Source organism: Rhizobium sp. Leaf341 (assembly GCF_001424325.1).
Lineage (GTDB): Bacteria > Pseudomonadota > Alphaproteobacteria > Rhizobiales > Rhizobiaceae > Ferranicluibacter.
In genome coordinates this window covers 124515-147764 of sequence record NZ_LMPE01000014.1, presented here as the reverse complement: position 1 = coordinate 147764, position 23250 = coordinate 124515, and the positions used below count along the sequence as shown (strand labels likewise).

Annotated in this window: 22 protein-coding genes; 13 read left to right on the top strand and 9 right to left on the bottom strand. The window is 64.3% G+C overall.

Annotated elements, in window-relative coordinates; genetic code table 11:
• From ASG03_RS21880 to ASG03_RS14915, 5 genes are all read left to right on the top strand, one after another.
• Nucleotides 1–203, top strand: a 203-nt coding sequence (locus tag ASG03_RS21880) for a hypothetical protein (RefSeq protein WP_210168551.1), incomplete at its 5' end; no start/stop codon positions are given.
• Between the two features lie 244 nt (nt 204–447).
• A complete protein-coding gene (locus ASG03_RS14930) occupies nt 448–1272 on the top strand; it encodes a transporter substrate-binding domain-containing protein (RefSeq protein WP_062694219.1) in 825 nt (274 codons plus the stop codon).
• A 59-nt stretch (nt 1273–1331) separates the two neighbouring features.
• Nucleotides 1332–2612 (top strand): NAD(P)/FAD-dependent oxidoreductase, encoded by a 1281-nt coding sequence (locus tag ASG03_RS14925; RefSeq protein ID WP_062694217.1) that lies wholly within the window; start codon nt 1332–1334, stop codon nt 2610–2612.
• Between the two features lie 17 nt (nt 2613–2629).
• Complete coding sequence (locus tag ASG03_RS14920; RefSeq protein WP_062694257.1) at nt 2630–3601, top strand: amino acid ABC transporter permease; 972 nt, start codon at nt 2630–2632, stop codon at nt 3599–3601.
• Between the two features lie 89 nt (nt 3602–3690).
• Nucleotides 3691–4443 carry an amino acid ABC transporter ATP-binding protein gene (locus ASG03_RS14915; protein WP_062479250.1) on the top strand — a complete coding sequence of 251 codons (753 nt, stop codon included), beginning with the start codon at nt 3691–3693 and terminating at the stop codon, nt 4441–4443.
• A 220-nt stretch (nt 4444–4663) separates the two neighbouring features.
• Here ASG03_RS14915 and ASG03_RS14910 read toward each other — a convergent pair whose 3' ends face one another.
• Both ASG03_RS14910 and ASG03_RS14905 read right to left on the bottom strand, forming a co-directional pair.
• Entirely contained in the window at nt 4664–5476 is an 813-nt protein-coding gene (locus ASG03_RS14910; RefSeq protein ID WP_062694215.1) for a PfkB family carbohydrate kinase, read from the bottom strand.
• A gap of 177 nt (nt 5477–5653) precedes the next feature.
• Nucleotides 5654–6667: an SIS domain-containing protein gene (locus ASG03_RS14905; RefSeq protein ID WP_062694212.1), complete on the bottom strand. Its 1014-nt coding sequence runs from the start codon at nt 6665–6667 to the stop codon at nt 5654–5656.
• Between the two features lie 301 nt (nt 6668–6968).
• On the opposite strand from ASG03_RS14905, the gene ASG03_RS14900 reads away from it, so the two are divergent.
• Complete coding sequence (locus ASG03_RS14900) at nt 6969–7700, top strand: GntR family transcriptional regulator (RefSeq protein WP_062694210.1); 732 nt, start codon at nt 6969–6971, stop codon at nt 7698–7700.
• A gap of 84 nt (nt 7701–7784) precedes the next feature.
• Here the strand turns inward: ASG03_RS14900 and ASG03_RS14895 are convergent, their stop codons facing one another.
• The gene (locus ASG03_RS14895) at nt 7785–8186 is read right to left on the bottom strand and encodes a hypothetical protein (RefSeq protein ID WP_062694207.1); all 402 of its coding nucleotides are present in this window, start codon (nt 8184–8186) and stop codon (nt 7785–7787) included.
• 432 nt (nt 8187–8618) lie between these two features.
• Between ASG03_RS14895 and ASG03_RS14890 the strand changes: the two genes are divergently transcribed.
• The gene (locus tag ASG03_RS14890; RefSeq protein ID WP_244475275.1) at nt 8619–9155 is read left to right on the top strand and encodes a hypothetical protein; all 537 of its coding nucleotides are present in this window, start codon (nt 8619–8621) and stop codon (nt 9153–9155) included.
• A 69-nt stretch (nt 9156–9224) separates the two neighbouring features.
• On the opposite strand, the gene ASG03_RS14885 is transcribed toward ASG03_RS14890, so the two are convergent.
• Both ASG03_RS14885 and ASG03_RS14880 read right to left on the bottom strand, forming a co-directional pair.
• On the bottom strand, nt 9225–9899 hold the full coding sequence (locus tag ASG03_RS14885) for a LuxR C-terminal-related transcriptional regulator (RefSeq protein WP_062694254.1): 675 nt from the start codon (nt 9897–9899) through the stop codon (nt 9225–9227).
• A gap of 56 nt (nt 9900–9955) precedes the next feature.
• On the bottom strand, nt 9956–11392 hold the full coding sequence (locus tag ASG03_RS14880) for a sensor histidine kinase (RefSeq protein WP_244475274.1): 1437 nt from the start codon (nt 11390–11392) through the stop codon (nt 9956–9958).
• A gap of 228 nt (nt 11393–11620) precedes the next feature.
• On the opposite strand from ASG03_RS14880, the gene ASG03_RS14875 reads away from it, so the two are divergent.
• A complete protein-coding gene (locus ASG03_RS14875) occupies nt 11621–12013 on the top strand; it encodes a DUF1236 domain-containing protein (RefSeq protein ID WP_062479231.1) in 393 nt (130 codons plus the stop codon).
• A gap of 152 nt (nt 12014–12165) precedes the next feature.
• Entirely contained in the window at nt 12166–12411 is a 246-nt protein-coding gene (locus ASG03_RS14870; protein WP_062479228.1) for a hypothetical protein, read from the top strand.
• 59 nt (nt 12412–12470) lie between these two features.
• Here ASG03_RS14870 and ASG03_RS14865 read toward each other — a convergent pair whose 3' ends face one another.
• Nucleotides 12471–14351, bottom strand: a complete 1881-nt coding sequence (locus ASG03_RS14865) for a putative bifunctional diguanylate cyclase/phosphodiesterase (RefSeq protein ID WP_062694204.1) — start codon at nt 14349–14351, stop codon at nt 12471–12473.
• Nucleotides 14348–16171 (bottom strand): CHASE4 domain-containing protein, encoded by a 1824-nt coding sequence (locus tag ASG03_RS14860; RefSeq protein ID WP_062694202.1) that lies wholly within the window; start codon nt 16169–16171, stop codon nt 14348–14350. The genes ASG03_RS14865 and ASG03_RS14860 overlap by 4 nt, the downstream gene beginning before the upstream one ends.
• Before the next feature lie 312 nt (nt 16172–16483).
• On the opposite strand from ASG03_RS14860, the gene ASG03_RS14855 reads away from it, so the two are divergent.
• Entirely contained in the window at nt 16484–16885 is a 402-nt protein-coding gene (locus tag ASG03_RS14855; RefSeq protein ID WP_062479220.1) for a DUF1236 domain-containing protein, read from the top strand.
• A 144-nt stretch (nt 16886–17029) separates the two neighbouring features.
• Here the strand turns inward: ASG03_RS14855 and ASG03_RS14850 are convergent, their stop codons facing one another.
• The gene (locus tag ASG03_RS14850; RefSeq protein ID WP_062479217.1) at nt 17030–17917 is read right to left on the bottom strand and encodes a LysR family transcriptional regulator; all 888 of its coding nucleotides are present in this window, start codon (nt 17915–17917) and stop codon (nt 17030–17032) included.
• A gap of 251 nt (nt 17918–18168) precedes the next feature.
• Between ASG03_RS14850 and ASG03_RS14845 the strand changes: the two genes are divergently transcribed.
• The 3 genes from ASG03_RS14845 to ASG03_RS14835 all read left to right on the top strand — a co-directional run bounded on the left by ASG03_RS14845 (nt 18169) and on the right by ASG03_RS14835 (nt 21006).
• Nucleotides 18169–19338, top strand: coding sequence for an MFS transporter (locus ASG03_RS14845; RefSeq protein ID WP_082475793.1), 1170 nt, complete (start codon nt 18169–18171; stop codon nt 19336–19338).
• A gap of 31 nt (nt 19339–19369) precedes the next feature.
• A complete protein-coding gene (locus tag ASG03_RS14840; protein WP_062694199.1) occupies nt 19370–20497 on the top strand; it encodes an alpha/beta hydrolase in 1128 nt (375 codons plus the stop codon).
• 89 nt (nt 20498–20586) lie between these two features.
• Complete coding sequence (locus tag ASG03_RS14835; RefSeq protein ID WP_062694197.1) at nt 20587–21006, top strand: cyclophilin-like fold protein; 420 nt, start codon at nt 20587–20589, stop codon at nt 21004–21006.
• A gap of 77 nt (nt 21007–21083) precedes the next feature.
• On the opposite strand, the gene ASG03_RS14830 is transcribed toward ASG03_RS14835, so the two are convergent.
• The gene (locus ASG03_RS14830) at nt 21084–23036 is read right to left on the bottom strand and encodes a methyl-accepting chemotaxis protein (RefSeq protein ID WP_062694195.1); all 1953 of its coding nucleotides are present in this window, start codon (nt 23034–23036) and stop codon (nt 21084–21086) included.
• Nucleotides 23037–23250: the final 214 nt, after the last annotated feature.

The window sequence follows — 23250 nt, the reverse complement described above, 5'->3', positions numbered from 1 at the left end:
GCGGGCCATTCCATCCTCCTGAAACCATGGCCATTATTGTCCTCGTTGCATTTGAAAATGGAAGCTGCCCCGGCTACATCACCGGATCAGATAAGCTGTCTTATGGAACCGCGGAACATCAAGGCTCTTACCGCCATGTCAAAGACCTCGGCGGATCGATCGCATCTGGGATGACCAGCGTGAGGCGGTCTTTGCCGCCGTAGCACCCTTGTCGAAGGTCTTCGTCTCCAAAACCAAGGTCGGCCGGCTTCCGATCCACATGCCGGTTGATTGCCGGTTCGGTGGTCGCTGCCAACCCGCCTGACCACACATGGTGCATCAAGCGCATGGCATCATGCGGGAGAAGCATCGCGTTTTCCGGATCCCCTCTTGACACCAAGGCGATCGGCGGCATTAAATAGTTGTCAGACATCTTACAAAGATACTCTGACGTTCTTGGGAGGGAACATGCGATATTTCGGACTTATCCTCACGGGTGCAGCGCTTCTGGCAGCACCGATCGGTGCCTTTGCCGGCGAGACGCTGGATCGCGTCATGGACAAAAAGGCGATGGTGGTGGCGACCAACAGCAGCTGGCCGCCCCAGAGCTTCCTCGACGACAACAATGAAATGGTCGGTTTCGATATCGATGTCTCGAAGGAAATCGCCAAGCGGCTCGGCGTCGAGGTGAGTTTCCAGACACCGGACTGGGCGACCCTGACGGGCGGACGCTGGCAGGGCCGCTACGATCTCGGCGTCGGCTCGGTCACGCCGACCAAGGCGCGGGCGCAGGTCATCGATTTTGCGGGCATCTATTATTACAGCCCCTATGTCTACGTCGTCCACAAGGACAGCGCCGCCAAGACGGTCGCCGACCTCAAGGGCAAGGTGATCGGCGTGGAAACGGCGACGACCTCGGAAGACTTCGTGCGCCACCAGCTGGAGATCGACGCGCCCGGCCTGCCGCCGATCGAATACAATCTCGAGCCCGGCGAAATCCGCACCTTTGCCGACTCCATGCTGCCCTTCGACGATCTTCGCCTTGGCGATGGCGTCCGGCTGGATGCCGTGATCGCGCCGGAGCAGACGGCGAAGAACGCCATCAAGAACGGCTATCCGCTGCGCATCCTCGAAGGCGGTTATGCCTTCCGTGAGCCGCTCGTCGTCATCGACGAGAAGGTCGATCCGGAATGGACGGCCAAGGTGGGCAGCCTGATCGCGGATATGAAGACCAACGGTACGCTCGCGGCGCTGACCACCAAATGGTACGGCAAGGACTATAGCGCCGATTGAGACCCCGACAGTGCCTGCGCCGCAGGCACTGTCTTTCCCTGCCGAAGCGATCCCTCATCATGACCTATCCGGATACCTATTATCGCCGCACGATGGCGAGCCCGCTGGAGCGCGCCCCGCTGTCGGGGCGTGTCGACGCCCAGACCGTGGTGATCGGCGGCGGCCTTGCCGGCCTGACGACGGCGTTGCAACTGGCGCGGGCCGGCCATGCCGTCGTCGTGCTCGAGGCCGAAAGCGTCGGCTTCGGCGCCTCCGGGCGCAATGGCGGCTTCGTCAGCCCGGGCTTTGCCACCGGCAGCGATGCGATTGCGCGGCTTGCCGGCGCCAAGGCCGCACAGGACATTCACCGCCTGTCGATCGAGGGCGTGGCCTTCGTGCGCGACACCATTCGCGACCTGTCGATCTTGGATGCGAAGCCTGTTCCCGGCATCACCAGCGTGACCCGATACGACGATGGCGACAGCCTCCGCCGCTATGCGGACCAGATCTCCCGGGACTACGGTTACACGCTCGACTACCTCGAGACCGATGCCGTCCGTGCACGGTTGAAATCCCGGCGCTATTTCCAGGGCCTGCGTGACCCCCAGGCCTTTCACATGCATCCGCTCAATTATCTCCGGGCGCTTGCCGCCGAGATCGAGCGGCTGGGCGGGACGATCTTCGAGCGCACGCCTGCCACACGCTGCATGCTCGACGGCCCGGAAAAACGCATCGACACGCCGCAGGGTCGCGTCTCTGCGCGCCACGTCGTGTTCACGACCGGGGGATATACCGGTTCACTCGTCGGCCGCCTCCGCCGCGCCTACCTGCCGATCGCGACGTATGTCATGATCACCGAGGCCGCGCCCGACCTGATCCGCACCGCGATCGCGACCACGGATGCCATCGGCGACAACCGGCGGGCGGGCGATTACTACAGGGTCGTCGAGAACGGCACGCGCATTCTCTGGGGCGGACGGATCACGACACGCGCCGCGTCTCCGACAGCGCTTGCACAGGCATTGCGACGCGAGATGCTCGGGACCTACCCGCAGCTGGAAGGGTTGAAGACCGAACTCGCCTGGTCGGGCCTCATGTCCTATGCCCGCCACCTCATGCCGCAGATCGGGCAGATGCAGCCGGACGTCTGGCACTGCACCGCCTTTGGCGGCCACGGGCTGAACACGACGGCGATCGGCGGCAAGCTGGTTGCGGAAGGCATTCTCGGACAGTCGGATCGCTACACGATGTTCTCGCCGTTCGGGCTCGTCTGGGCCGGCGGCGTTGCGGGCCTTGCCACCGCTCAGCTGACCTATTGGAAACTGCAGATGCAGGACTGGTGGCGCGAACGCGCAGCCTGATCCGGCGGGGAATCTCGATGCTCGGACGACTGATCCTAAACCATCCCGAAGCGGCGCGGCGCCTCTTCATCCTGTCCATCTTCACGCTTGTTGCTGCCGCTCTCTATGCAATGGGGATCAGCGCGGCCTGGATGGGCAAGGTCGCGCCGTCGATGGCCGACTGGCTGCAGAACAACAAGCCGCTGGCGCGTATCGTGTCGGCGGTCACGATCGCCGCGCTGCTGGCGGTCAACTGGAAGCTCCTGCAGTTCCTCTCCCGCCGGCAGCAAATCGTCGCGGTCTGGCTGGAGCTGTTCACGCTCCTGATGCTGTTCTTCTATTCGTTCGACCTGTCGATTTCCTTCATCGCCCGCAAGATCGGCTTCATGATCTCGCAAGGCGTGGTGACGACGCTCTACATCTCGGCCATCTCGATTGCGATCGCCACCGTCATCGCGCTGGCGGGCGCCATCGCGAAACTGTCGAAGAACGGCGTCATCTACGGCCTTGCGACCTTCTACACCTCGCTCTTCCGCGGGCTGCCGCTGCTCATGCAGATCTACATCATCTATCTCGGCCTGCCGCAGGTGGGATATGTGATCGGCGCCATTCCCGCCGGCATCCTCGCCTTGTCGCTCTGCTACGGCGCCTACATGACGGAAATCTTCCGGGCCGGCATCGAGAGCATCCACCGCGGGCAGACGGAGGGCGCGACCGCGCTCGGTCTCAGCCCGAACCAGACGATGTTCCTCGTGATCCTGCCGCAGGCCATGCGCGTCATCGTGCCGCCGACGGGCAACCAGTTCATCGCCATGCTCAAGGACAGCTCGCTCGTCTCTGTCGTCGGCGTCTGGGAAATCATGTACCTCGCGCGCACCCAGGGGCAGACGGAGTTCCGTCACATCGAAATGCTGATCACGGCCTCGATGATCTACTGGATCCTATCGATCGGCCTCGAGTTCCTGCAATCGCGCATCGAAGCCCATTTCGGCCGCTTCAACGCGCGCTGATCGTACGCCGCCCGACGATCCCGCCCCCCGCCCGCCCCCCGCCCGCTCCCCAGCCGCCCGAATCCGCACCAACCGGAGATCATAGTCCCGTGTCGCAACCGACCCACATCGCCCCCGAGATTTCCCTGTCGGGCGTCCACAAATGGTATGGCAGCTTCCATGCGCTGGACGACATCACGCTCGATGTCGCGAAGAAGGAACGCATCGTCATCTGCGGGCCCTCGGGCTCCGGAAAATCGACGCTGATCCGCTGCATCAACCGGCTCGAAGCCCATGAAGAGGGCCGCATCGTCGTTGGCGGCGTCGAGCTGGACGGCAACGAGAAGAACATCGACGAGGTCCGGCGGGACGTCGGCATGGTGTTTCAGCACTTCAATCTCTTTCCGCACCTGACGATCCTTGAAAACTGTACCCTTGCCCCGATCTGGGTGCGCAGGACGGCCAAGCCCGAGGCCATTGCGGCGGCCATGCATTATCTCGAACGCGTCCGGATTGCCGATCAGGCGCACAAATATCCCGGCCAGCTTTCCGGCGGCCAGCAGCAGCGCGTCGCCATCGCCCGGGCGCTCTGCATGAACCCGAACGTCATGCTGTTCGACGAACCGACCTCGGCGCTCGATCCGGAAATGGTCAAGGAGGTGCTGGACGCCATGGTGTCGCTGGCCGAGGACGGCATGACGATGATCTGCGTCACGCACGAGATGGGCTTTGCCCGCCAGGTCGCCGACCGGGTGATCTTCATGGACCGCGGCCGGGTGATCGAAGAAGCGGCCCCGGCCGCCTTCTTCGACAATCCACAAAGCGAGCGCAGCCGGGCCTTTCTCAGCCAGATCCTGCACTGACGCCCGCTGAGCGCCGGAAACGAGACGCCTTCGTCTCACCCAGGTGTATCAGGGCCGGAGCTGTTGCCCCGGCACCCGGCCACGGGTGCAATGCGCCTTACGGGTGGGGGGGACGATCTCATGCATGTCGCCGACACGTGTGCAGCGGTTTCGGGAAACGACATACATCAAGACAAGGACTCAAAGCGTGATGCGTGGATCCTTTTTCACGCAACGCACTTCAGAGGGGCTGGATGTCCTGCGGGAAGCCGCCGACATGCGTGCAGGTCACTGCGGCGCGGCTGCGGCCGGCGACGAGGCAGTCCTGGAGATCGCGGCCGTCCATCATGGCGTGCAGGAATCCCGCGATGAAACTGTCGCCCGCGCCTGTCGTATCGACCACGTCAACCGGCGCGATGCCGGTTTCGACCCGGGTGGCGCCATCCGTGGCGCAGGAGCCCCGCGCACCGCGGGTCACGACCGCAAGCCGCGCCCCATCGGCCAGGAACTGCGCCATCATCGCGTCGGCAGCGTCTCCGTCCTCGCCCGCCGAGCCGAAGGCAACACTGAGGCCGGCAACGCCGAGATGCACGGGATCATTGTTGACGGAGACATCCTGCGAGAGGCTGCAGCCGCCGGCCGCCAGACGGCGCCGTACCAGGCCGTCGTCGGCGATCCAGCCGAGATGCACGTGATCCATCGCGAGAAGCGCCTGAAGATCCTCCGCGTCGGGGATGTAGTCCTTGCAGACGCCGAAATCTTCATGGGCAAAGATACGCTCGCCCGTCTCCGTGATGTCGATGTTCGTGAAGGCCGTGTTGCCTGCGACCTCGCGGAGATGATCGGTGCGCACGCCGTTGGCGCGCAACAGATCGCGCGTTCGCGCACCATCCTTGTCGATGCCGACCGCCCCGAAATAGGAAACGTCATGGCCGAGCAAGGCCAGCTGCACGGCAACATTGATCGCGTTGCCGCCGATCAGCGACTGGGCGACGGGCGGCTGGAAACGATCGACGCAATTGTCGCCGACAATGCCAAAACGGGCGGGAAACATCAGGCACCTTGCTCCAGTCTTGTAGAGTGCGCCGGGGCGATTGCCTCGGCACCGGGACATTGCAGACAAAACGGGTCAGCGCGTTCCGATCACCCTGCCCTCTCGAAACGGCATGGCAAGGGAAACCTTGCCATGCAACAGGCAACGCGATGCGCTGCCTCGGGTTCGCCGACGAGATCAGTACGCCACTTTTTTGTAGTAGCGGCGTGTCGTCAGCGGGTGGTCGCGCATCACTTCGAGATGGGCGCTGATCCGCTCGAGGACGGCCGCGAGAAGCACGGGGGACAGAAGGGCGCGAAGCTCGCTCGACATGCCCGGCAGGTCGAAGGCGGCGGTGTCGAGCACGGTGAGCTTGTCCGTGTAGGACGGCGCGAAGCTCTCGATCCGGTCGGCCAACGGGCGGCAGGCGTCCTCCCCCTTGAACAGGATGACGCTGACGCCTTTTTCGACCAGTTCCAGCGTGCCGTGAAAGAAGTCCGACGCGTGGACCGGCCGCGTGCGGATCCACTGCATCTCTTCCAGGATGCACATGCCGTAATAGAAGGCCTCCGGCCAGACATTTCCGGCACCCGTGACGATGTGGTAATCCGAGCCCGCGAGCACCCGTGCAAAGGCTTCGGCCTGTCCCTCATAGGCGCGCTTGACCGCCAGAAGGCCGGCGGGAAGCGCCTGGATTTCCCCGATCAGCTGATCGTAGTTCGCAATCTCGCCGCGGTGCTTCATGATCGACAGCGCGACGAAGAGGGACTGGAGATAGAAGGACTCGCAGGATGTGTCGTCTTCGGCGAAGTTGACGAAGACATGGTCCCCACCCTGCCCGAGCGGCGTTTCCGCATGGCCGACCAGCGTCAGGACCGTGGCGCCGATCTCCTTGATCTTCGCCAGAAGCGCCACGCTCTCCTTGGTCGTGCCGGACAGCGACGGCATCACCACGATCGAGTTGCGGGTCAGATTGGCCGAGCCGGTGATGACCAGTTCGGCCGTCAGGTCGATAAAGGCGGGGAAGCGCGACCGCCGCTGCAGCAGCTGGTAGGCCGGCTGCATCAGGATCGCCGCCCCGCCCGTGCCGAGGAAGAACACGCTGTCGGCGCCCGCTTCCAGGCAGCGGCCGATGACCTCATCGAACCGGCCGGCAAGCGCGACCGCTCCCGACTGGATACGAAGATAGCGCTGTTCGTCGAAATTCAGCATGACGTTCCTCCCGTTCGGCGGACATGGCTCCGGCCTTGCCGCTCCTTCAATGTTGTAAGACAACTGACATCCGGCATCTTTTCTGTCAAGATGGTCCGGGATAGAATGGTGCGGCGAGAGCAAGCCAAATCCCGTTTCCCCTCGAAGACTTCCCTCTTGCAAGAGCTCTTGTTGAGGAGGTGCGTAACGCCGGAAAGATTGGGACAACATCGTTCCAAGAGGCTCTGCTAATGCTTGACGCTTGACCAAAAGGCCGTTGTCGGACATGAAAGAATTTCACGGGAAGGGCACGAGGGTTGCTTTGGACGAGTCGCTTCGTGATGCCCGAACTCTTGTCATCCAGCTGCGCGACCGGATCTCGGATCTGATTCGCCAGGAGGGCCTGAAGCCCGGCGACAAGATGCCGACGGAAGCCCAGCTGACCGGGCGTTTCAAGATTTCCCGCGCGGCGGTGCGTGAGGCACTCAAACTCCTCGAGCAGGACGATCTGATCTACGTCGAGCATGGGCGTGGCCGGTTCGTGTCGGCCATCGCCGCCGTTCAGGTCGATCGTCCCATCACGGCCTTCGAAAGCGTCACGGAGATGACGCGCCACTACGGCTACAAGCCGGTGAACCGTGTCCTGTCGATTTCGGAAGAGGAACCCGATGCGGGTTTGCAGGCGCGCCTGCGGCTGGAAGCGACCGATCGCGTCATCCGCATCGAGCGGCTGCGGTTCGAAGAGGCGGTGCCGATCCTCTACTGCATCGATTACGTGCCGCGCGCCCTGATCCCCGGCGCGCTGGACGAGACCGACTGGAGCGGCTCGCTCCTCTCGCTGCTCGATCACCACAAGAAACGGCCGCGCATGTCATCCGCCCAGGTCACCGCCGTCATGCTGCCGGACGAGGTCATCGACCGCCATGATCTTGCAAGCTTCGGCCCTGCCCTGCTCATCACCGAAACCTGCTACACGGTCACGGGCATCCCCGTCATCTACGCGATCGACTATCATCGCGGCAGCCATTTCTCCTTCAGTCTCGTCCGGAAGTGACAGAGCGGACGACGCGTCCGGTCCGAGATCGGCGCTGACCCGAGACGCCGTAGGGCGCGAAGCCATCCCGAATTACACATCCGGCTAATGATCGTCCGGCAGAGTGGCAAACAGGGTCGCCACGGCAGAGCCCAGGGTTTCCGTAGGGTTCGCGGCGCAGAAGGTTCGCACGTGGCGAAGGATCGAGGCTTCCGAGACGGTCGCGATATCGCGGGGTCGCGCGCGCTCGCCGGAGATGCCGGCGTTGGATCCGCTGATGAAGCCCGAGCTCCACGCCGTGACAATGCGATCGAAATGCATGTCTCCGAGCATCTCGACCGTGGCGGCGCAGGAACTGGCGCCGATTCCGACATCCCTCGGCGCGTGCGCGGCATAGCTGCCGATCGCGTAGCTCATACCGATCGCCGCCGTCACGCACCCGGCCATCGCCTTGAGCGGCAGGCTGCGTCTCGCCGGCAGTTTCTGATCATGGAACGTTTCGGTCATAGCGTGTCTCCAGGACCCGATATGACCCTCCGGAGATGAACCGGGACTGAATCCCGGCAGCGTTGGAGGCAAGCGTCTCGACAAGGCTCCGGCCGGAGGCAGGGGCCGTGTCCGCATTTCGACCCGCAGCGAAACCCATCTGCAGCCGTATGCGTCTCTTGTCGAAGGGCCTGTTTTCCATCGCTTGGGGATGTGCTGCGCAAAGGTTCCCATGTCGGGACTTCAGTCGGGGCCGGCATCAGACCTTTTTCGGTGCGGTTGCGCCTTTGGTGGGAGGCCGCCCGAAAAATGGAACTTTGGTCATGACAAAGGGCTTCAACGGTGATCCCGATCGTCGGGCAATGCAGAGAGATGGCGTCACCGCGATAGTCCAACGACGTCGCGGGAACGTAGACTGGCAACGATCATGACGCGCCGGGGTCCGGAGAGATGATGAACCGAAAGCTGTATCTCGCAAGCCTGATGGGCTGTCTCCTCGCCATAGCCCCCGTCCGCCCTGCGCTGGACAGGACGATCCCCTTTGACGGCGTTTCCGCCTTTGCCAAAGGCGGAAACAATGGCGGCGGCAACGGCGGGGGGAACAGCAGCGGCGGGAACAACGGAGGGGGGAACAACGGTGGAGGGAACAATGGCGGGGGAAATTCGGGGGGCAGCGGGGGAGGCAATGGCAATGGCAATGGCAATGGCAATAGCAATGGCAGCAACGGCGGGCGCGGCAAGAGCGGTTCCGCGGGCAGCAACAATGGGGACACGGGCGCGTCCGCACCGGCTTCGAGCCTTCCGGCCTTCTCGAGGCCGGATGCCGACGGGGCGGACGGTCAGGCCCTGAGCATACGGCATCGCAACGGTTTTCGGGAACAGTTGACCGGCGACCGCTACGTCATGCGGGATGCCCAGGGGCGTATCGTTGTCGATCGCCGCGCGACGCGGGCGGATCGCGAGAGGCTCCGGCGGCTGGCGATCCGCTGACGGCCAGGGCTCGAGCGCCTTGCCCTCAAGCCCGCGACGCCGGTGACTAGAGCGGTGAGCGAGACCCCGTCAGCGGGGCTGGTTGGCGTCCCGCATGGCCAAGGCCGCCTCGGTGCGGTTCTTCACGTTCAGTTTCACGAAGATCCGCGTCATGTGATGCTTGATCGTCTTTTCATGCAGGTTCAGGTCGCGGGCGACCATCTTGTTGCTCAGGCCGGATGCAACGAGCTTCAGCACGTCCTGCTCCCGGGCGGTCAGGCCGGCGAGCACGTCCTGATCGGCCGGCTTGGCATGGGCCTCGGTCATGTCGGCCACCAGCTTGAAGGACAGCGCCGGCGCGATGTAGCTTTCGCCGGAATGAACGGTCCGGATGATATCCGCGAGCGTGCGCGAGCCGACGCCCTTCAGCACATAGCCCTTGGCACCGCGCTGGATGGCTGTCTTGAGATCGTCGGCGCTTTCCGACACCGTCAGCATGATCAGAATGCGCGTCGGGCAATCCTCGAGGATGGGTTCGATCGCCTCCAGCCCGCCGCCTGGCAGCGAAATGTCAAGGAGCATGACGTCAGGCGCGCATTCGCGCGACAGCCGGACGGCGTCGGCACTGCTGCTGCCCTCGCCCACGATCCGGAAACCGCCGATTTCATTGAGGCTGCGACTTACGCCTTCGCGAAACAGGGGATGGTCGTCCACCACGGCGATGGTGATCGCCTGTCCTGTATGCGCCGGACCTGCCGAAGTCATACCCGCCTGTTTCATGCCGACCTGTTTCATGCCCGCCTCTCTCATGCCTGCCTCTTTCATGTCTGTTCCCCCTCCTCCAGGCCGAGGCGCATCGTGACCACGGTGCCTTGCGGCGTTGCCTGTATATTGAATTGCCCGCCGAGGCTTTCAATCCGCTCGCGCAGGCCGGCAAGGCCGAGACTTTTCGGCTGCACCGCGGAGACGTCGAAGCCGGCTCCCTCGTCGGCCGTCTTTACGGTCACCGTCCGATCCGTCACGTTCAGCGTGACGCTCTGACCCTTGGCATGCGCGTGTCGATAGCCGTTGTTGAGCGTTTCCTGGACGAAACGATAGACGCAGATGCGCATGGCGGTGGACAAAGCCGGAAGCTCGACTGGCGTTTCGTCGACCAGCGCCACCCGCGCTCCGGTGCGCTGGCGGTAGGCGCGCACGGCGCGTTCGACGATGTCCCGGACGCCGAGCGCCTCGATATCGGGAAGGACGAGACCCGTGCAGATGCTGCGGATCTCGCGCATGGCCTCGTCGAGACTGTCCTTGATCGCGGTGATCTCCTGCTCCCGTCTTGCGCGCGAAACCGAAGGATCAAGCAAGACCTCGCTGTCGATCCGCAGGCCGGCAAACGCCACCAGTTGCGCCGGCCCGTCGTGCAGGTCCGCCCCGACGCGGCGCAGGAAGTTCTCGTTGAGCGCGGCAGTGCGCTGCGAGGCACGTTGCACGCGCGCGCTGAGCGCCTTGTTTTCGGAGAGAAGCGAGGAGAGCTCCGCAATGCGGCCGGCAAGCGCCACACGCTGCCGCTCGATCGTCCGGTTGCCGCGAAACACGATCAGCGAAAGCACGCTGAAGAACAGCAGGGTCACCAGGATGACCGCCGCCCAGGTGGAGAGGCGAGCCGTGCGAAGATCGTTCTCGAACTCGTTCGACACCTCGTAGAACTCGAGAACGGCAACGATTTCGCCCGACCAGGGCTGAAGAACGGGATTGTAGATCTCCAGGAGCCGCTTCCCCGTCGCCCTCTCCGTCGTGCTTTCCGGGTCGTCGGCATGATCGAAACGCGCGACGATCCCACCCGAAAAGGCGCGCTGCAGATCGGCGTTCGGCTCGAACCGGCGGCCCATCAGCGCCTTGTCATTGGCATAAAGGACGGTGCCGTCCTTCCGCCAGAGCCGGAAGGAGATCAGCCGCTGGCCGAGTGCGCCCTGGCTCAGGGTCTCGTCGAGCGCCCGCTCCACGGTCTCGTCAAGAGCCGCGGCCGTTTTCAGATCGGGAAGGATCGGCGCAATGATGCTGTCGACATACAGCGCGGTTGCCGCTGCCGAATTGCGCGTCACCGTCGCCTCGATCAGATTGGTGACGAAGGCGCCCACGAGCACGATCGCAACGAGCGCGACCGCCCCCCCGGCGATGAAGAATTGATGCGCAAGGGACAGCGCATTCCAGCGGCCGGTCATGGCGCGCATTCGGCTCTGGATGTGCCCTTCAATGGGTCGGCGCATGGATCCTCGACGTCGGCTGCCAGCCGCCAATATGTCAGTGTGCGATTACATGGAAGGCGCCTAACGCAAGGCAAGAGCGCCATCGCCAGAGACCTTTGCCAGAGATTCCCGTTCTCCCTGCTCACCGTGCGACCAAAGTCGGAGGTCGCATGGCAAAAGTCTGAGCTGCGGAACGGGCCGGCGCGAACCGGGTTGAGGGGCATCGCAACGATCCGAAAGGTGGAACCCATGAAACATCTTCTCATTGCAACAACCGCACTCATCGCCCTTGCCGGCACGGCCGTGGCCCAGGAGGGAACCGTCACCGGCGCTGCCGGCGGCGCGGTTACGGGGGCTGTCGTCGGTGGTCCTGTCGGTGCCGTCGTGGGCGGGGCCGTCGGCGCCATCGCCGGTACGGCCATCGATCCGCCGCCGGCGCGCGTCGTGCAGTATGTCGAAAGCCAGCCTCTGCCCGAAAAGCGCATCAGCATCGAGCAGGATGTGGCCGTCGGCAAGCCGCTTCCCCGCGAGGTGGTGCTGACCCCGGTCGCCGAAGACCCGACCTATGCCTATGCCGTCGTCAACGAGCGCCGGGTCATCGTCGATCCGAACACCTACACCGTGGTTCAGGTCGTCGAATAACGGCACCTGACCGTCTCGCCGGCCGCCGCCCTTGAACCCCTTGCGGGCGGCGCGTTGGCGAGCGGCGTGTCTGCGGCAGGTCGCCCCGCGTGGCGGCCTGCCGCAGACATGTTCTTCAAACACGGAGCACCCTCCGAGAAAGTGGACCTGTCATGGCCAAGGACGAGAAAAAAGACCCGTTTCAGGAAATCGAGAAGCTGCATCTCCTGCACGAGGCCCAGCTTCTGGCGCTGGTCGCCACCTTCGAGCAGACAGGCACGTTGAAGGGCGATCATTACAAGGCCAATGTGCTGGCCCTCTCCGAGACCATGAAGCGCACGCCGAACTATGGCGTCGCCGACGCATTGGTCGCGTTTTCGGGCCAGCTCGGCACCGACAAGAGCGGCGTTCAGAAGTAGCCGCGGCTGTTTCCCTGCTCGCCGGAGCGGACTGCACGGCCGGGTCCGTTGGCATTCCCTCAAGCGGCATTCTGGCGGCCGGGACGTGCGCGGCTCAGGATCTTCTCCAGCTCGCTTCGCGAGCACGGCCTGTGAAACAGGAACCCCTGAAGCTGGTCGCAGCCGGCCGCCTTCAGGATGTCGTGCTGGATCACGTCCTCCACGCCCTCCGCCGTAATCGTCAGTCCCATGGCCAGGCCCAGGCTGACGATTGATCGGATCATCTTGTCGGCATCCGGCTTCGTGGTCAGGGCACTGACGAAGGAGCGGTCGATCTTGAGCTTGTGGAAATTGAGCCGCGAGAGATAGCCGATACTGGCATAGCCGCTGCCGAAATCGTCGAGTGCAAACCGGAATCCGGCCAGCCGCAGGATCTCGACCTGCGCGAGAAACAGGGCCGTGTCGTTGGTCATCGCCGTTTCCGTGATCTCGAACTCGATCTTGTCCGGCGAGACACCCATTTCCCGCGTGAGCGTCAGCACGGTCTCGGCGAAATCCGGTTTCGCAAACTGCAGGACGGAGAGATTGATCGAGGTGGTCACGTCGGGCCAGGCCCGCGCGTCCGTCAGGGCGTTTCTCAAAACCCAGTCGCCAAGCTCTCCCATGAGGCCGTTCTTTTCCGCCATCGGCACGAAGACCTCGGGCGAAACAAGGCCATGGTCGCCATGCTCCCAGCGCAGGAGCGCCTCGACGCCGGTGACCGTCTTGCCGTCGATGCACATCAAGGGCTGGTAGTTAAGCGAAAGGCCGTTCGTCTCGATCGCGACTTTCAGGTCGCGTGCCATCGCCTGGTCGTGCAGGAACATCTGGTCGAGATAGGGGTCGAACGAGCGCGCGATCCCGCGCCCGGCATCCTTGGCGACATACAGCGCGACATCAGCCTGGCGCATAAGCTCCGGCAGATCGGTCTCCGCCTCGTCGCTGTCGCGGGAATAGCCGATGGAGAAATGAACCGGCAGATGATGCGCACCCGTGACGAACGGCGCCTGCGCCGCCGCAAGGACGCGGTCCAGCACCGGTTCGAGGCGTATCGTCTCGCAGACGACGGCAAATTCATCCCCGCCGAGGCGCGCAACGAAGCCGTCGTCGAGAACCGCAGCCGACAGGCGCCGCGCGACCTCGCAGATCAGCAGGTCGCCGATACCATGACCATGGGTGTCATTGACCCACTTGAAACGGTCGAGATCCAGATACAGCAGCGCGATCCTTGCGCCGGTCGCCGTTGCACGGATGCGGGCACTGTCGAATTGCTCCTGAAGGCCGGTGCGGTTCAGAAGGTTCGTCAGCGGGTCGCGGCGGGCGGCCTGATGGGCGGATGCTTCGCTGGCCCGCAACGCCTTGTTGAGTTCCTCCAGCGCCTCGACCTGAGCCGCGAGTTCCGTCGCGATCCGGCTGTCGCTGGTCCAGCGGTTGACGAGCGTCGTCGCCATCTGCCGCACCTCGTCCGCATCGAAGGGTTTGACGAGATAGAACAGCCGGTCGAGCGTTCCCACCATGCCGGCAATTTCGGCCGGGCGGTGGTCGGAATAGCCGGTGACGATCACGATGTTGATCACGGGCTCAATCGCGCGGATCTGCCGCGCCGCCTCGACGCCGTCGATCCCGGGCGGCATGCGCACATCGAGAAACACCACGCCGAAAGGCTGGCCGGCGGCCTTTGCCGCGCGCACGGCCTCGACCGCTTCCTCGCCCTGACGGCAGGTAACGATCTCGTCGATCACGCCGACCGCGGCCGCAGGCGCGTCGCCGAAGAGATCGGCGGCCAGGGCATCGTAGTCGCTGGCGGTCGCCTCTGCTGCGGGCGCGAGCAGGTCGGAAAAGATCCGGCGGTAGGCGTCGAGAATACCCGCTTCGTCGTCGCAGATCAGGATCCGGCGTTTTTCCTGGGTCGGTATCGTCATGCTGCGTCTCGTCTTGAAAGTGCCGCAGGAAGGACGATCCGGAACGTGGCCCCCTGTTGCGGCCCGTTGCTTTCGACCGACAGGCGGCCGCCCATGGCATTGACGGCGTTGGCGCACCAGTGAAGGCCGACGCCGCGCTTGCCGCCCGTCTTCGTCGAGAATCCCTTCTCGAACAGCCGATCCCGGTTTTCCCCGTCGATGCCGACGCCGTCATCGGTGACGGTCAGCTCGACGGTTTCCGTGCCCGCGGCGTCGCTGACCGGCCGCACGCCAATGCGCACCGTGCCCGTGCCCCTGTCCGACGCCTCGATCGCCTCGGCCGCATTGACGATCAGGTTTCCGAAGACCTGTTCGAGCGGAACGCGATGACCGAGGACCGCGAGGGACTGCAGGTCACTAAGATCCACCGAGATGCCGCTGCGCCGTTCGATCAGCGGCATGGCGTTGCGCAGCGAGGCGGCGACGTCCACCGCGTCGAGAACGCGCTCCCGCTGGGCCGCGCGGTCCTGATCCTTGAGAATGTCGTCGACATGGCGGAGCATAGCGACCAGCGAGCCGACTTCCTCCTGCCGTGCCCGGTCCTCGTCCATCAGTCGCGCCGACGACAAGGCGACGAACTGCTGCAGCTTGGCGGCGCGGTCGGGTGCGAGCCCCTGCTCGCCAAGCTGGTCGAGCGCCTTGCTCAGGTTCTGCTTCCAGGGTGCGGCGTTCGCCTTCGCCAGCCCCCAGGCGACGACCGAGATCGGGCTGAGCGCATTGCGCACGTTGTGCAGAAGGCCGGCGGCCTCGTCGGCGGCGCCGTGGTCATAGTCCTGCCGCCGCAGCTTGGCCCTGAGGTCGTCGAGCTGGCGCGTCATGGCATTGAAGGTGATAACGGTTTCGCTCAACTCGTCGCCCTTGCCGTCCTCCCGCATCGGATCGAGATGTCCGGTTGCGGCGACCGACAGGAGGTGCGCGCGCAGCGTCTCGATACGACGGATGACGATGGTCCGCAGGATCACGCCGAGCACGATCAAGAGGACCGTGGCGCCGGCGAGCAGGAGCAGCAGCGTCGTGAGGATCGTCTTCTCGCCGACGGCCGTGATGTCGCGCGGCGTATGCGAGCGGATCATCGCCAGCGCCCGGCCGTCCGGACCGAGCAGGGGATCGATCTTGTCGACCGTCCCGTCGCTTTCGGCCATCGGCCGCGTCGGGAAGGCTGACGTTGCCACGAGATCGAAGTCGACGCGGGTCGCCGCGCGGATCGCGTCCACATCGAGAAGCCGGCCAAGGATGAGCGTTCCGGCACGAGCGCCTGTCCTGTCGGAGCGCAGGATCGGCGAATAGCCGATGACGGCGAGACCTTCCGCCGTCTGCATCAGGGACGAGCGGATGGCCACGCCTTCGGGCTCGGACAGGAGCGGGCTGCCCTGCGGCACGCGGTCGGCCGACAGGAGCTTCACCGGTCGCGGCTCCTCCGCGTCGTCGGCATAGCCGCTGTCGAGGACCACGCGTCCCTCGGTGTCGATCGCAACGAAGAAGGTGACGCCCAGCGTCTTCAGCGACTCCGCCGTGACGTTCTTTCCCTGATAGTCGGGCCCCTCGCCCTGCATGAAGGCATAGGTGTCGTCCCAGATGGCATAGTCGCCGGCACTGTTGGCGACCTGATCCTTCTGCAGCTGGATGGCTTCCAGCACGCGGGTCTGGTTTCGCTCGGCCGACTGTTCCTCGAGGGCAGCGAAGCTCGGCAGCACCGCAAGCCGCAAGGTCGCGAAGTTGAGAACCGCGGAAACGGCGACGACGCCGAGCAGCGCAACGTTCAATTTGGTGACAAGACGCATGAAAGATCCCTTTGGGGCATCCTTACATCGTCTTCGTAAAGCCGCGGTTGCAGATGGTGGTTAACATCCGTCTTCGTTTCGACCACGCCTTCCGGCGTCGTCAGAATGTCCACACTCGCTTACGGACGAACCGCAACCAGGCGCCGTTCCCGCCTTTCCCTTTTCCCTTTCGCGCCTCACGTCAGACTTAAGTCCGATGCGCTGGCGCATGGCTTGGACTGAAGTCCCGAGCCGGAACCAAGAGGTCATGCAAAGCCTTTCCGTCTCGAACCACACGACAAGACGCTTCGAAACACCACAAGGACCAGAACCATGAAAACCGCTCTTCTTATTCCTTTCGCCGTGATGTCGCTGGGCTTCGGCACGGCCGCCTATGCCGATGGTAACGGCACCGTGACCGGCCTTGCCGGCGGTGCGGCAACGGGTGCCGTCGTCGGCGGCCCGGTCGGTGCCGTCGTGGGTGGCGCCGTCGGCGCGATTGCCGGCACGGCGATCGATCCGCCGCCGGCACGCGTCGTCACCTATGTCCGCGAGCAGCCCATGCCGACGCAGCGCGTTGTCGTCGATGAGCCGATCGTCGTGGGCAAGCGCGTGCCGCAGACGGTCGTTCTGACCCCCATTCCGGAAGATCCGTCCTATTCCTACGCCATCGTCGACCAGCAGCGCCTGATCGTCGATCCGCAGACCGGACAGGTCGTCCAGATCGTTCAGTAAGTCTGTAACGACCAATTCAGAAGGGGCCTCTCGCAACAGAGGTCCCTTTTTTCGTTTTTCGCCTGGAGCATCTGAATATGTGCGTCTTGACGATCACTTGGCGATGCCGATCACGTGGTGTTGCTGGTCACTTGGCGGTGCTGGTCAGGCCTTCAGGGCATCGACCACGATGCGGAAGGCCGGCGAGTTCTGTCGGCGGCTCGGATAGTAGAGATAGTAGCCGGGGAACAGAGGGCACCAGTCGTCGAGGAGCTGGATAAGGCGACCGGCGGCGATATCCGCGGTGACGAGACTTTCCGGAACATAGGCGATGCCGTAGCCCGCAACCGCCGCATCGATCATGGCGTAGGAGGTGCTGAACGTCAGCTGTCCGTCGACACGCACCCGAACCTCCCGCCCATCCTTCTCGAATTCCCACGCATAGAGACCGCCGGCTCGCGCCTGACGATGGTTGATGCAGATGTGGCCGACCAGCTCTTGCGGCGTTCGCGGCGTCTCTCGCGTCGCCAGATAGTCCGGGGATGCGACGGCCACCAGCCGCCAATCCGGGCCGATGCGAACCGCGATCATGTCCTTGTCGACGCTTTCGCCCAGCCGGACACCGGCATCGAACTTCTCCTCGACGATGTTGCGAAAGCCGTTGTCGCTGTTCAGCTCGACCTTGATGTCGGGGTAGCGGTGCAGGAGGGGGCGAAGCTTGGGCCAGACGATGCTTTCCTGGGCATAATCCGACAGCGTGATCCGCACTGAGCCCACCGGCTTGTCGCGGATCTCCATCAGCTGGTCGATCTCGGTCTCGAGCTCCTCGATGCGCGGCGCCAGCGAACGGATCAGGCGCTCGCCCGCCTCGGTCGGAACGACGCTGCGCGTCGTCCGCGTCAGAAGGCGCAGGCCCATCCGCGCTTCCAGCTTCTTGATCGTATGGCTGATGGTCGATTGCGACGTGCCGAGCTTCGCCGCCGCCTTGGTAAAGCTGCGCTCCTCCGCGACGGCGAGAAACCAGAGCATGTCGTTCAGATCTTCGCGCTTCATGGTTGCCCGTATCCGTTTCGCCGGTCCGCTCGCCGGATTGATGTCCATCATCGATAAGTCCATGCGAATTGCAACGGCTAATTCCCGGACTGCATTCGCCTTACCTTCGCCTCATGACACAGCAAGCCCGCACAGACGCACGCGCATCGCACGACCCCGGCCTTCCCGACGCCACGCCGGGGAAACGCTCGCAAGCCGCCACGGCTGCCGGCACGACCGTGTCCACACCGGCCTGGAGTGCCGTGATTTCCATGGCCCTCTGCGTGGCCGTGCTCATCGCATCCGAATTCCTGCCGGTCAGCCTTCTCTCTCCCATCGCGACCGCGCTGGGCGTGACGGAAGGGCGGGCAGGTCAGGCGATCTCCATCTCCGGGCTGTTCGCGGTGCTGACGAGCCTGTTCGTGGCCGGCCTCACCCGCAGGCTGGACCGGCGGCTGATGCTCGCCGCCTTCTCGCTGATGCTGGTGATCTCCGGTATGATCGTGACGTTTTCACCCAACTATCTCGTCCTCATGATCGGGCGTGCGCTTCTCGGCATCGCGATCGGCGGCTTCTGGTCGATGTCGACGGCGATCGTCATGCGCCTCGTGCCCGAGGACGGCCTGCCGCGGGGGCTGGCCATCCTGAACGCCGGGAACGCCATTGCCGCGACGGTGTCGGCGCCTCTCGGCAGCCTGCTCGAAAGCTATGTCGGCTGGCGCGGCGCCTTCTTCGCGGTGGTGCCGCTGGCGATCGTGGCGCTGGTCTGGCAGTGGCTGAAAATGCCGTCGCTGCCACCTCGGGGCAGCGAGACGACGTCGGGTCCCGCCGCGTCCGCCGAAGGAACATTCATCAGCCCCAAGACGTCGTCCAACGTGTTCCGGCTGCTTCTTCGGAAGCCGGTCGCGCTCGGCATGGCGTCGATCCTGTTCCTGTTCATGGGCCAGTTCGCGCTCTTTACCTATCTCCGCCCCTTCCTGGAGACGGTGACTGCGGTATCGATCCCCATTCTCTCGCTGCTGCTCCTCGGGATGGGCCTTGCCGGCGTCGCAGGCACCTACCTCGTCAGCACCCTCCTGCACACACGCCTGTTTTCCGTCCTGATCGCGATCCCGCTGGTCATGGCCGTCCTTGCCGTGGCGCTCGTCGCGTTCGGATCCTCCGTTGCCGCGACAGCGACCCTCCTTGTCGGCTGGGGCCTGTTCGGCACCGCCGCACCGGTCGGCTGGGGCACCTGGCTGAGCCGCACCATGCCCGAGGACGCCGAAGCCGGCGGCGGATTGCAGGTGGCGACGATCCAGCTTGCCATCACGCTCGGTGCGTCCGCCGGCGGCCTGCTGTTCGATGCCCTGGGCTGGTGGGCGACCTTCCTGTTTGCCGCCGCCCTTCTGGCTGCGTCCTCCCTTCTCGCCGCAGCGGCCGGACGTTGCCAAAACGGCTGATTTCTTTCCTCTCGTCTCAAGGACCCCAGACATGACGAACGACATCCCCTTCAATGACGCCCAGGCTGAGGCCCAGGCCCCGGCTCAGGCATCCGGCATCGACCGCCGCAACCTCCTCAAGATCACGGGTGCCGGCATCGCCGCCCTCGGTACGGTCTCCCTCTTCGACCCCATGACCGCAAAGGCTCAGGACATGTCCAACGGTGCTTCCAACTTCTACAGCAGCGATCGGGTGACCCTTCAGAAGGTGACGTTCAAGACCCAGTACCAGACGATGGTCGCCGGCAACCTGTTCGTGCCCAACGACATGGACAGGGGCGTCAAGCACCCGGCGATCGTCGTCGGCCACCCCATGGGTGCGGTCAAGGAACAGAGCGCCAATCTCTATGCCACCAAGATGGCCGAGCAGGGCTTCGTCGCCCTGTCGCTCGACCTGCCCTTCTGGGGCGAGAGCGAGGGGCAGCCCCGCAACCTCGTGTCGCCGGAAGCCTATGCGGAAGCCTTCAGCGCCGGGGTCGATTTTCTCGGCACGCACGCCTTCGTCGATCGCGGCAATATCGGCGCGATCGGGGTCTGCGGCAGCGGCAGCTTCGTCATCAGCGCCGCCAAGATCGATCCGCGCATCAAGGCGGTCGCAACCGTCAGCATGTACGACATGGGAGCCGCCTTCCGGGATGCCCTGAACAGGTCTCAGACGGTCGAACAGCGCAAGGCCTTCATCGCCACGGCGGCCGAACAACGCTGGGCAGAGGCGGACGGAGCCGATCCCCAGTATATCGGCGGCACGACGCTGGAACTGACGGCCGAGACCGATCCGATCCAGCGGGAGTTCTACGATTTCTACCGCACCCCCCGCGGCGAAGTCACGCCGGTCGGCGTCGACAGGGCCAGCACGACGAAGCCGAGCCTCAGCAGCAGCGTCAAGTTCATGAATTTCTACCCGTTCAACGACATAGAGACGATCTCGCCGCGGCCGATGCTGTTCATCTCGGGCGACAAGGCGCATTCGAAGGAGTTCAGCCAGAACGCCTACAACAGGGCGTCGGAGCCGAAGGAACTCGTCTGGGTCAAGGGGGCCGGCCATGTCGATCTCTACGACCGCGTGGATCTCATCCCGTTTGACAAGCTGAAGGGCTTCTTCGACCAGCATCTGGCCTGATCGGACAGCCCAAGAGCCAGGCGGCGGTCCGGCGCCGCCGGGCCCTGCCCGCTTCCCGGACTGGCCGACAACCAATGGGAAGACGAAACATGGCACGGATTGCCGGATCGACATCTGCCGCACTTCTTCTGACGCTTTTCATGGGAGGGTCCGCCATGGCGCGAGATCAGATCCGCCTGTCGTCCGACTGGGGCGACGTGACCGCCGAGCTTGCCGACAATGCCGCCGCCCGCGCGCTCGTCGCGATGTTGCCGGTGACGATCGAGATGGACGATCATCTGCGCCAGGAAAAGACGGGCGATCTACCGACCGCCTTGCCCGAGGCTCCGCGCCAGCGCGCCTTTACCGTCGGCATGCTCGGCCTGTGGAGCACAAGTGATTTTGTCATCTACTATCGCAACGGCAAGGTTCCGCCCCCGGGCATCGTCGTTCTGGGGCAGGTCACCGGCGACGTCTCGATCTTCGACCGCCCGGGCAAGGTCCGGGTGACGGTGGACGCGGCGCGATAGGCCGGGGCCATGACGCAGACGAGGGCGGCTTCTGGCCGCCCTCTCTCGCTGTCGTCCGATCTGCCGAAGGGCCGGGTCTAGAAGTCTTCCCAGGTTTCGGCTGCAGCGCCGCCGCCAAGGCCCACGGCACCGGCAACCTTCGCCATCATCCGGCGTGCGGGCGAGGCGATCGGCCTGTGCTCGGCCTTTGCCAGCTGCGGCTTGTGCGCGGGCGCCGCTGCCGCCGGGCCGGAACCCGCGCTTCCCAGGCGGAAGTCGGCAATGATCTCGCGCAGGCGGTTGACCTCGCCGGCGAGCGTCGCGCTTGCCGCCGTGGACTCTTCCACCATCGCCGCATTCTGCTGGGTGACCTGATCCATCTGGTTGACCGCCGTATTGACTTCGGCAAGACCCACGGACTGTTCCCGCGCCGAGGTGGCGATGGCGTCGAGCTGGGTGTTGATCGTCACCACCTGGGCCTCGATGACCTTCAGGGCCTCGCCCGTTTCCTGCACCAGCTTGACGCCCGTGCTGACTTCGGCCGATGAGTTGCGGATCAGGTCCTTGATTTCCTTGGCAGCCTGGGCGGAGCGCTGGGCAAGCTCGCGGACCTCCTGGGCGACCACGGCAAACCCCTTGCCGGCTTCCCCTGCGCGGGCGGCTTCCACGCCGGCGTTCAGTGCCAGGAGGTTGGTCTGGAAGGCGATCTCGTCGATCACGCCGATGATGGACGAGATCTGGCTCGACGATTCCTCGATGCGCTGCATCGCCGTTACCGCGCTGGCGACGACCTCGCCGGAATGGCGCGCCGAGCGGTTGGCCTCGATGGCGACGTTGCGGGCCTCTTCGGTACGCTTGGAGGAATGCGAGACGTTGACCGTGATCTGGTCGAGGGCGGCTGCCGTCTCCTCCAGAGAGGCGGCCTGCTGCTCCGTGCGCTTGGAAAGATCGTCGGCGCTCTGGCTGATCTCGCGGGCGCCGCTGTCGATCGAGCCGGTCGCATCGGCAACCGAACGCAGGCTGTCCGAGAGTTGCGAGACTGCCGCGTTGAAGTCGGAGCGCAAGGCTTCGAAATCGGCTGCGAAGGGCTGGGTCAGGCGGAAGGTCAGGTCACCGCCCGACAGGCTCTTGAGGCCTTCGGCAAGGCCTGATGTGGCCTGCGCCATCGCCTGGGCGCGCTGGCGGTCGCTTTCGGCGACGCGGGCGGCTTCCGCCTCACTTGCGGTGCGGGATGCAACGGCTTCCTGCTCCAGCTGGCGGGCCCGCAGACCATTGTCCTTGAACACCTGAACCGCCTTGGCCATGCCGCCGATCTCGTCGCGGCGATCGGTGCCGCTGACCTCCGTGTTCAGATCGCCATTGGCGAGAACATCCATCGTCTGCGAGAGATCCCTGATCGGACGGACGAGCCATGCTCGGATTGCCAGAAAGCCGGCCAGCAGGACGAGCACAAGACCGCCGAGAACGAGGCCGATCGTCGTCAGCATGGTCGTCTTGGCCTGCGCCGAGAGACTGTCGCTGACAGCGTCGGCGCTGTCCACGAACGCGCTCGTGAGAGCCGTGAAGCGCGGGGAGATCGCGACGAAGGCCGGCTGGCATTCGGCCAGGTATTGTGCCTGCGACGCGCTGATGGCGGCCTCGGTCGTTGAAAGGCGGGCGGCGTCGATCGATGCAGCGCATGTCTTGTCAATGATCGTAAGGCCGTCGACCTTCAAGGTCGCGATCTCTGGACGCTCCGGAAAGGCGGCGGCAGCCTTGTCGATGAACTTGACGAAGCTTGCCTTGTTGGCGTCCATTTCCTTCGATGCGGCGTCGTTGCTCTCCGGCGTGCGTGCCATCTGCAGGTCGCCGATCGAAGAGCGCATCGCCTGCAGACTGCGGTTGGCGCGTGCGAGATAGAGAGAGGCTGTCGCCTCCTTCTGCAAAAGCGCCGAATAGCCGCGGTCCATGGCCGATGTCTGCCAGCCCGAGTAAAGCGTGGTTCCGAGCGTGAACAGACCGAACCCGGTCATGATCATCAGAAACTTGCCGATAATAGAGATGTGTTTCACGTCTGTGTCCCCCAGAAGCCGGATATCCGATCGAGGCTGACCACAAGCAAATCATTTACCGAGGCGACCCCTGTCGCGCTATTCGGTTGTCATCCACCGAACTGCTCATCGCGACACACGCAAAAGGCGGATCATTTCGCCATTGCTCGTGTTTTAACGTTAAAAGTGATGTCTTAACGATGTCATAAATGGCTTACCATACATCCGGAGCGTT

What these genes read in the sequence shown, in the direction of transcription:
- ASG03_RS14925 (WP_062694217.1), top strand. Translation starts at nt 1,332, where the DNA reads ATGACCTATCCGGATACCTATTATCGCCGCACGATGGCGAGCCCGCTG.
- ASG03_RS14835 (WP_062694197.1), top strand. Translation starts at nt 20,587, where the DNA reads ATGGCACGGATTGCCGGATCGACATCTGCCGCACTTCTTCTGACGCTT.
- ASG03_RS14910 (WP_062694215.1), bottom strand. Translation starts at nt 5,476, where the DNA reads ATGTTTCCCGCCCGTTTTGGCATTGTCGGCGACAATTGCGTCGATCGT.
- ASG03_RS14855 (WP_062479220.1), top strand. Translation starts at nt 16,484, where the DNA reads ATGAAAACCGCTCTTCTTATTCCTTTCGCCGTGATGTCGCTGGGCTTC.
- ASG03_RS14905 (WP_062694212.1), bottom strand. Translation starts at nt 6,667, where the DNA reads ATGCTGAATTTCGACGAACAGCGCTATCTTCGTATCCAGTCGGGAGCG.
- ASG03_RS14860 (WP_062694202.1), bottom strand. Translation starts at nt 16,171, where the DNA reads ATGCGTCTTGTCACCAAATTGAACGTTGCGCTGCTCGGCGTCGTCGCC.
- ASG03_RS14865 (WP_062694204.1), bottom strand. Translation starts at nt 14,351, where the DNA reads ATGACGATACCGACCCAGGAAAAACGCCGGATCCTGATCTGCGACGAC.
- ASG03_RS14840 (WP_062694199.1), top strand. Translation starts at nt 19,370, where the DNA reads ATGACGAACGACATCCCCTTCAATGACGCCCAGGCTGAGGCCCAGGCC.
- ASG03_RS14870 (WP_062479228.1), top strand. Translation starts at nt 12,166, where the DNA reads ATGGCCAAGGACGAGAAAAAAGACCCGTTTCAGGAAATCGAGAAGCTG.
- ASG03_RS14880 (WP_244475274.1), bottom strand. Translation starts at nt 11,392, where the DNA reads ATGCGCCGACCCATTGAAGGGCACATCCAGAGCCGAATGCGCGCCATG.
- ASG03_RS14875 (WP_062479231.1), top strand. Translation starts at nt 11,621, where the DNA reads ATGAAACATCTTCTCATTGCAACAACCGCACTCATCGCCCTTGCCGGC.
- ASG03_RS14850 (WP_062479217.1), bottom strand. Translation starts at nt 17,917, where the DNA reads ATGAAGCGCGAAGATCTGAACGACATGCTCTGGTTTCTCGCCGTCGCG.
- ASG03_RS14845 (WP_082475793.1), top strand. Translation starts at nt 18,169, where the DNA reads ATGGCCCTCTGCGTGGCCGTGCTCATCGCATCCGAATTCCTGCCGGTC.
- ASG03_RS14895 (WP_062694207.1), bottom strand. Translation starts at nt 8,186, where the DNA reads ATGACCGAAACGTTCCATGATCAGAAACTGCCGGCGAGACGCAGCCTG.
- ASG03_RS14890 (WP_244475275.1), top strand. Translation starts at nt 8,619, where the DNA reads ATGAACCGAAAGCTGTATCTCGCAAGCCTGATGGGCTGTCTCCTCGCC.
- ASG03_RS14930 (WP_062694219.1), top strand. Translation starts at nt 448, where the DNA reads ATGCGATATTTCGGACTTATCCTCACGGGTGCAGCGCTTCTGGCAGCA.
- ASG03_RS14885 (WP_062694254.1), bottom strand. Translation starts at nt 9,899, where the DNA reads ATGACTTCGGCAGGTCCGGCGCATACAGGACAGGCGATCACCATCGCC.
- ASG03_RS14920 (WP_062694257.1), top strand. Translation starts at nt 2,630, where the DNA reads ATGCTCGGACGACTGATCCTAAACCATCCCGAAGCGGCGCGGCGCCTC.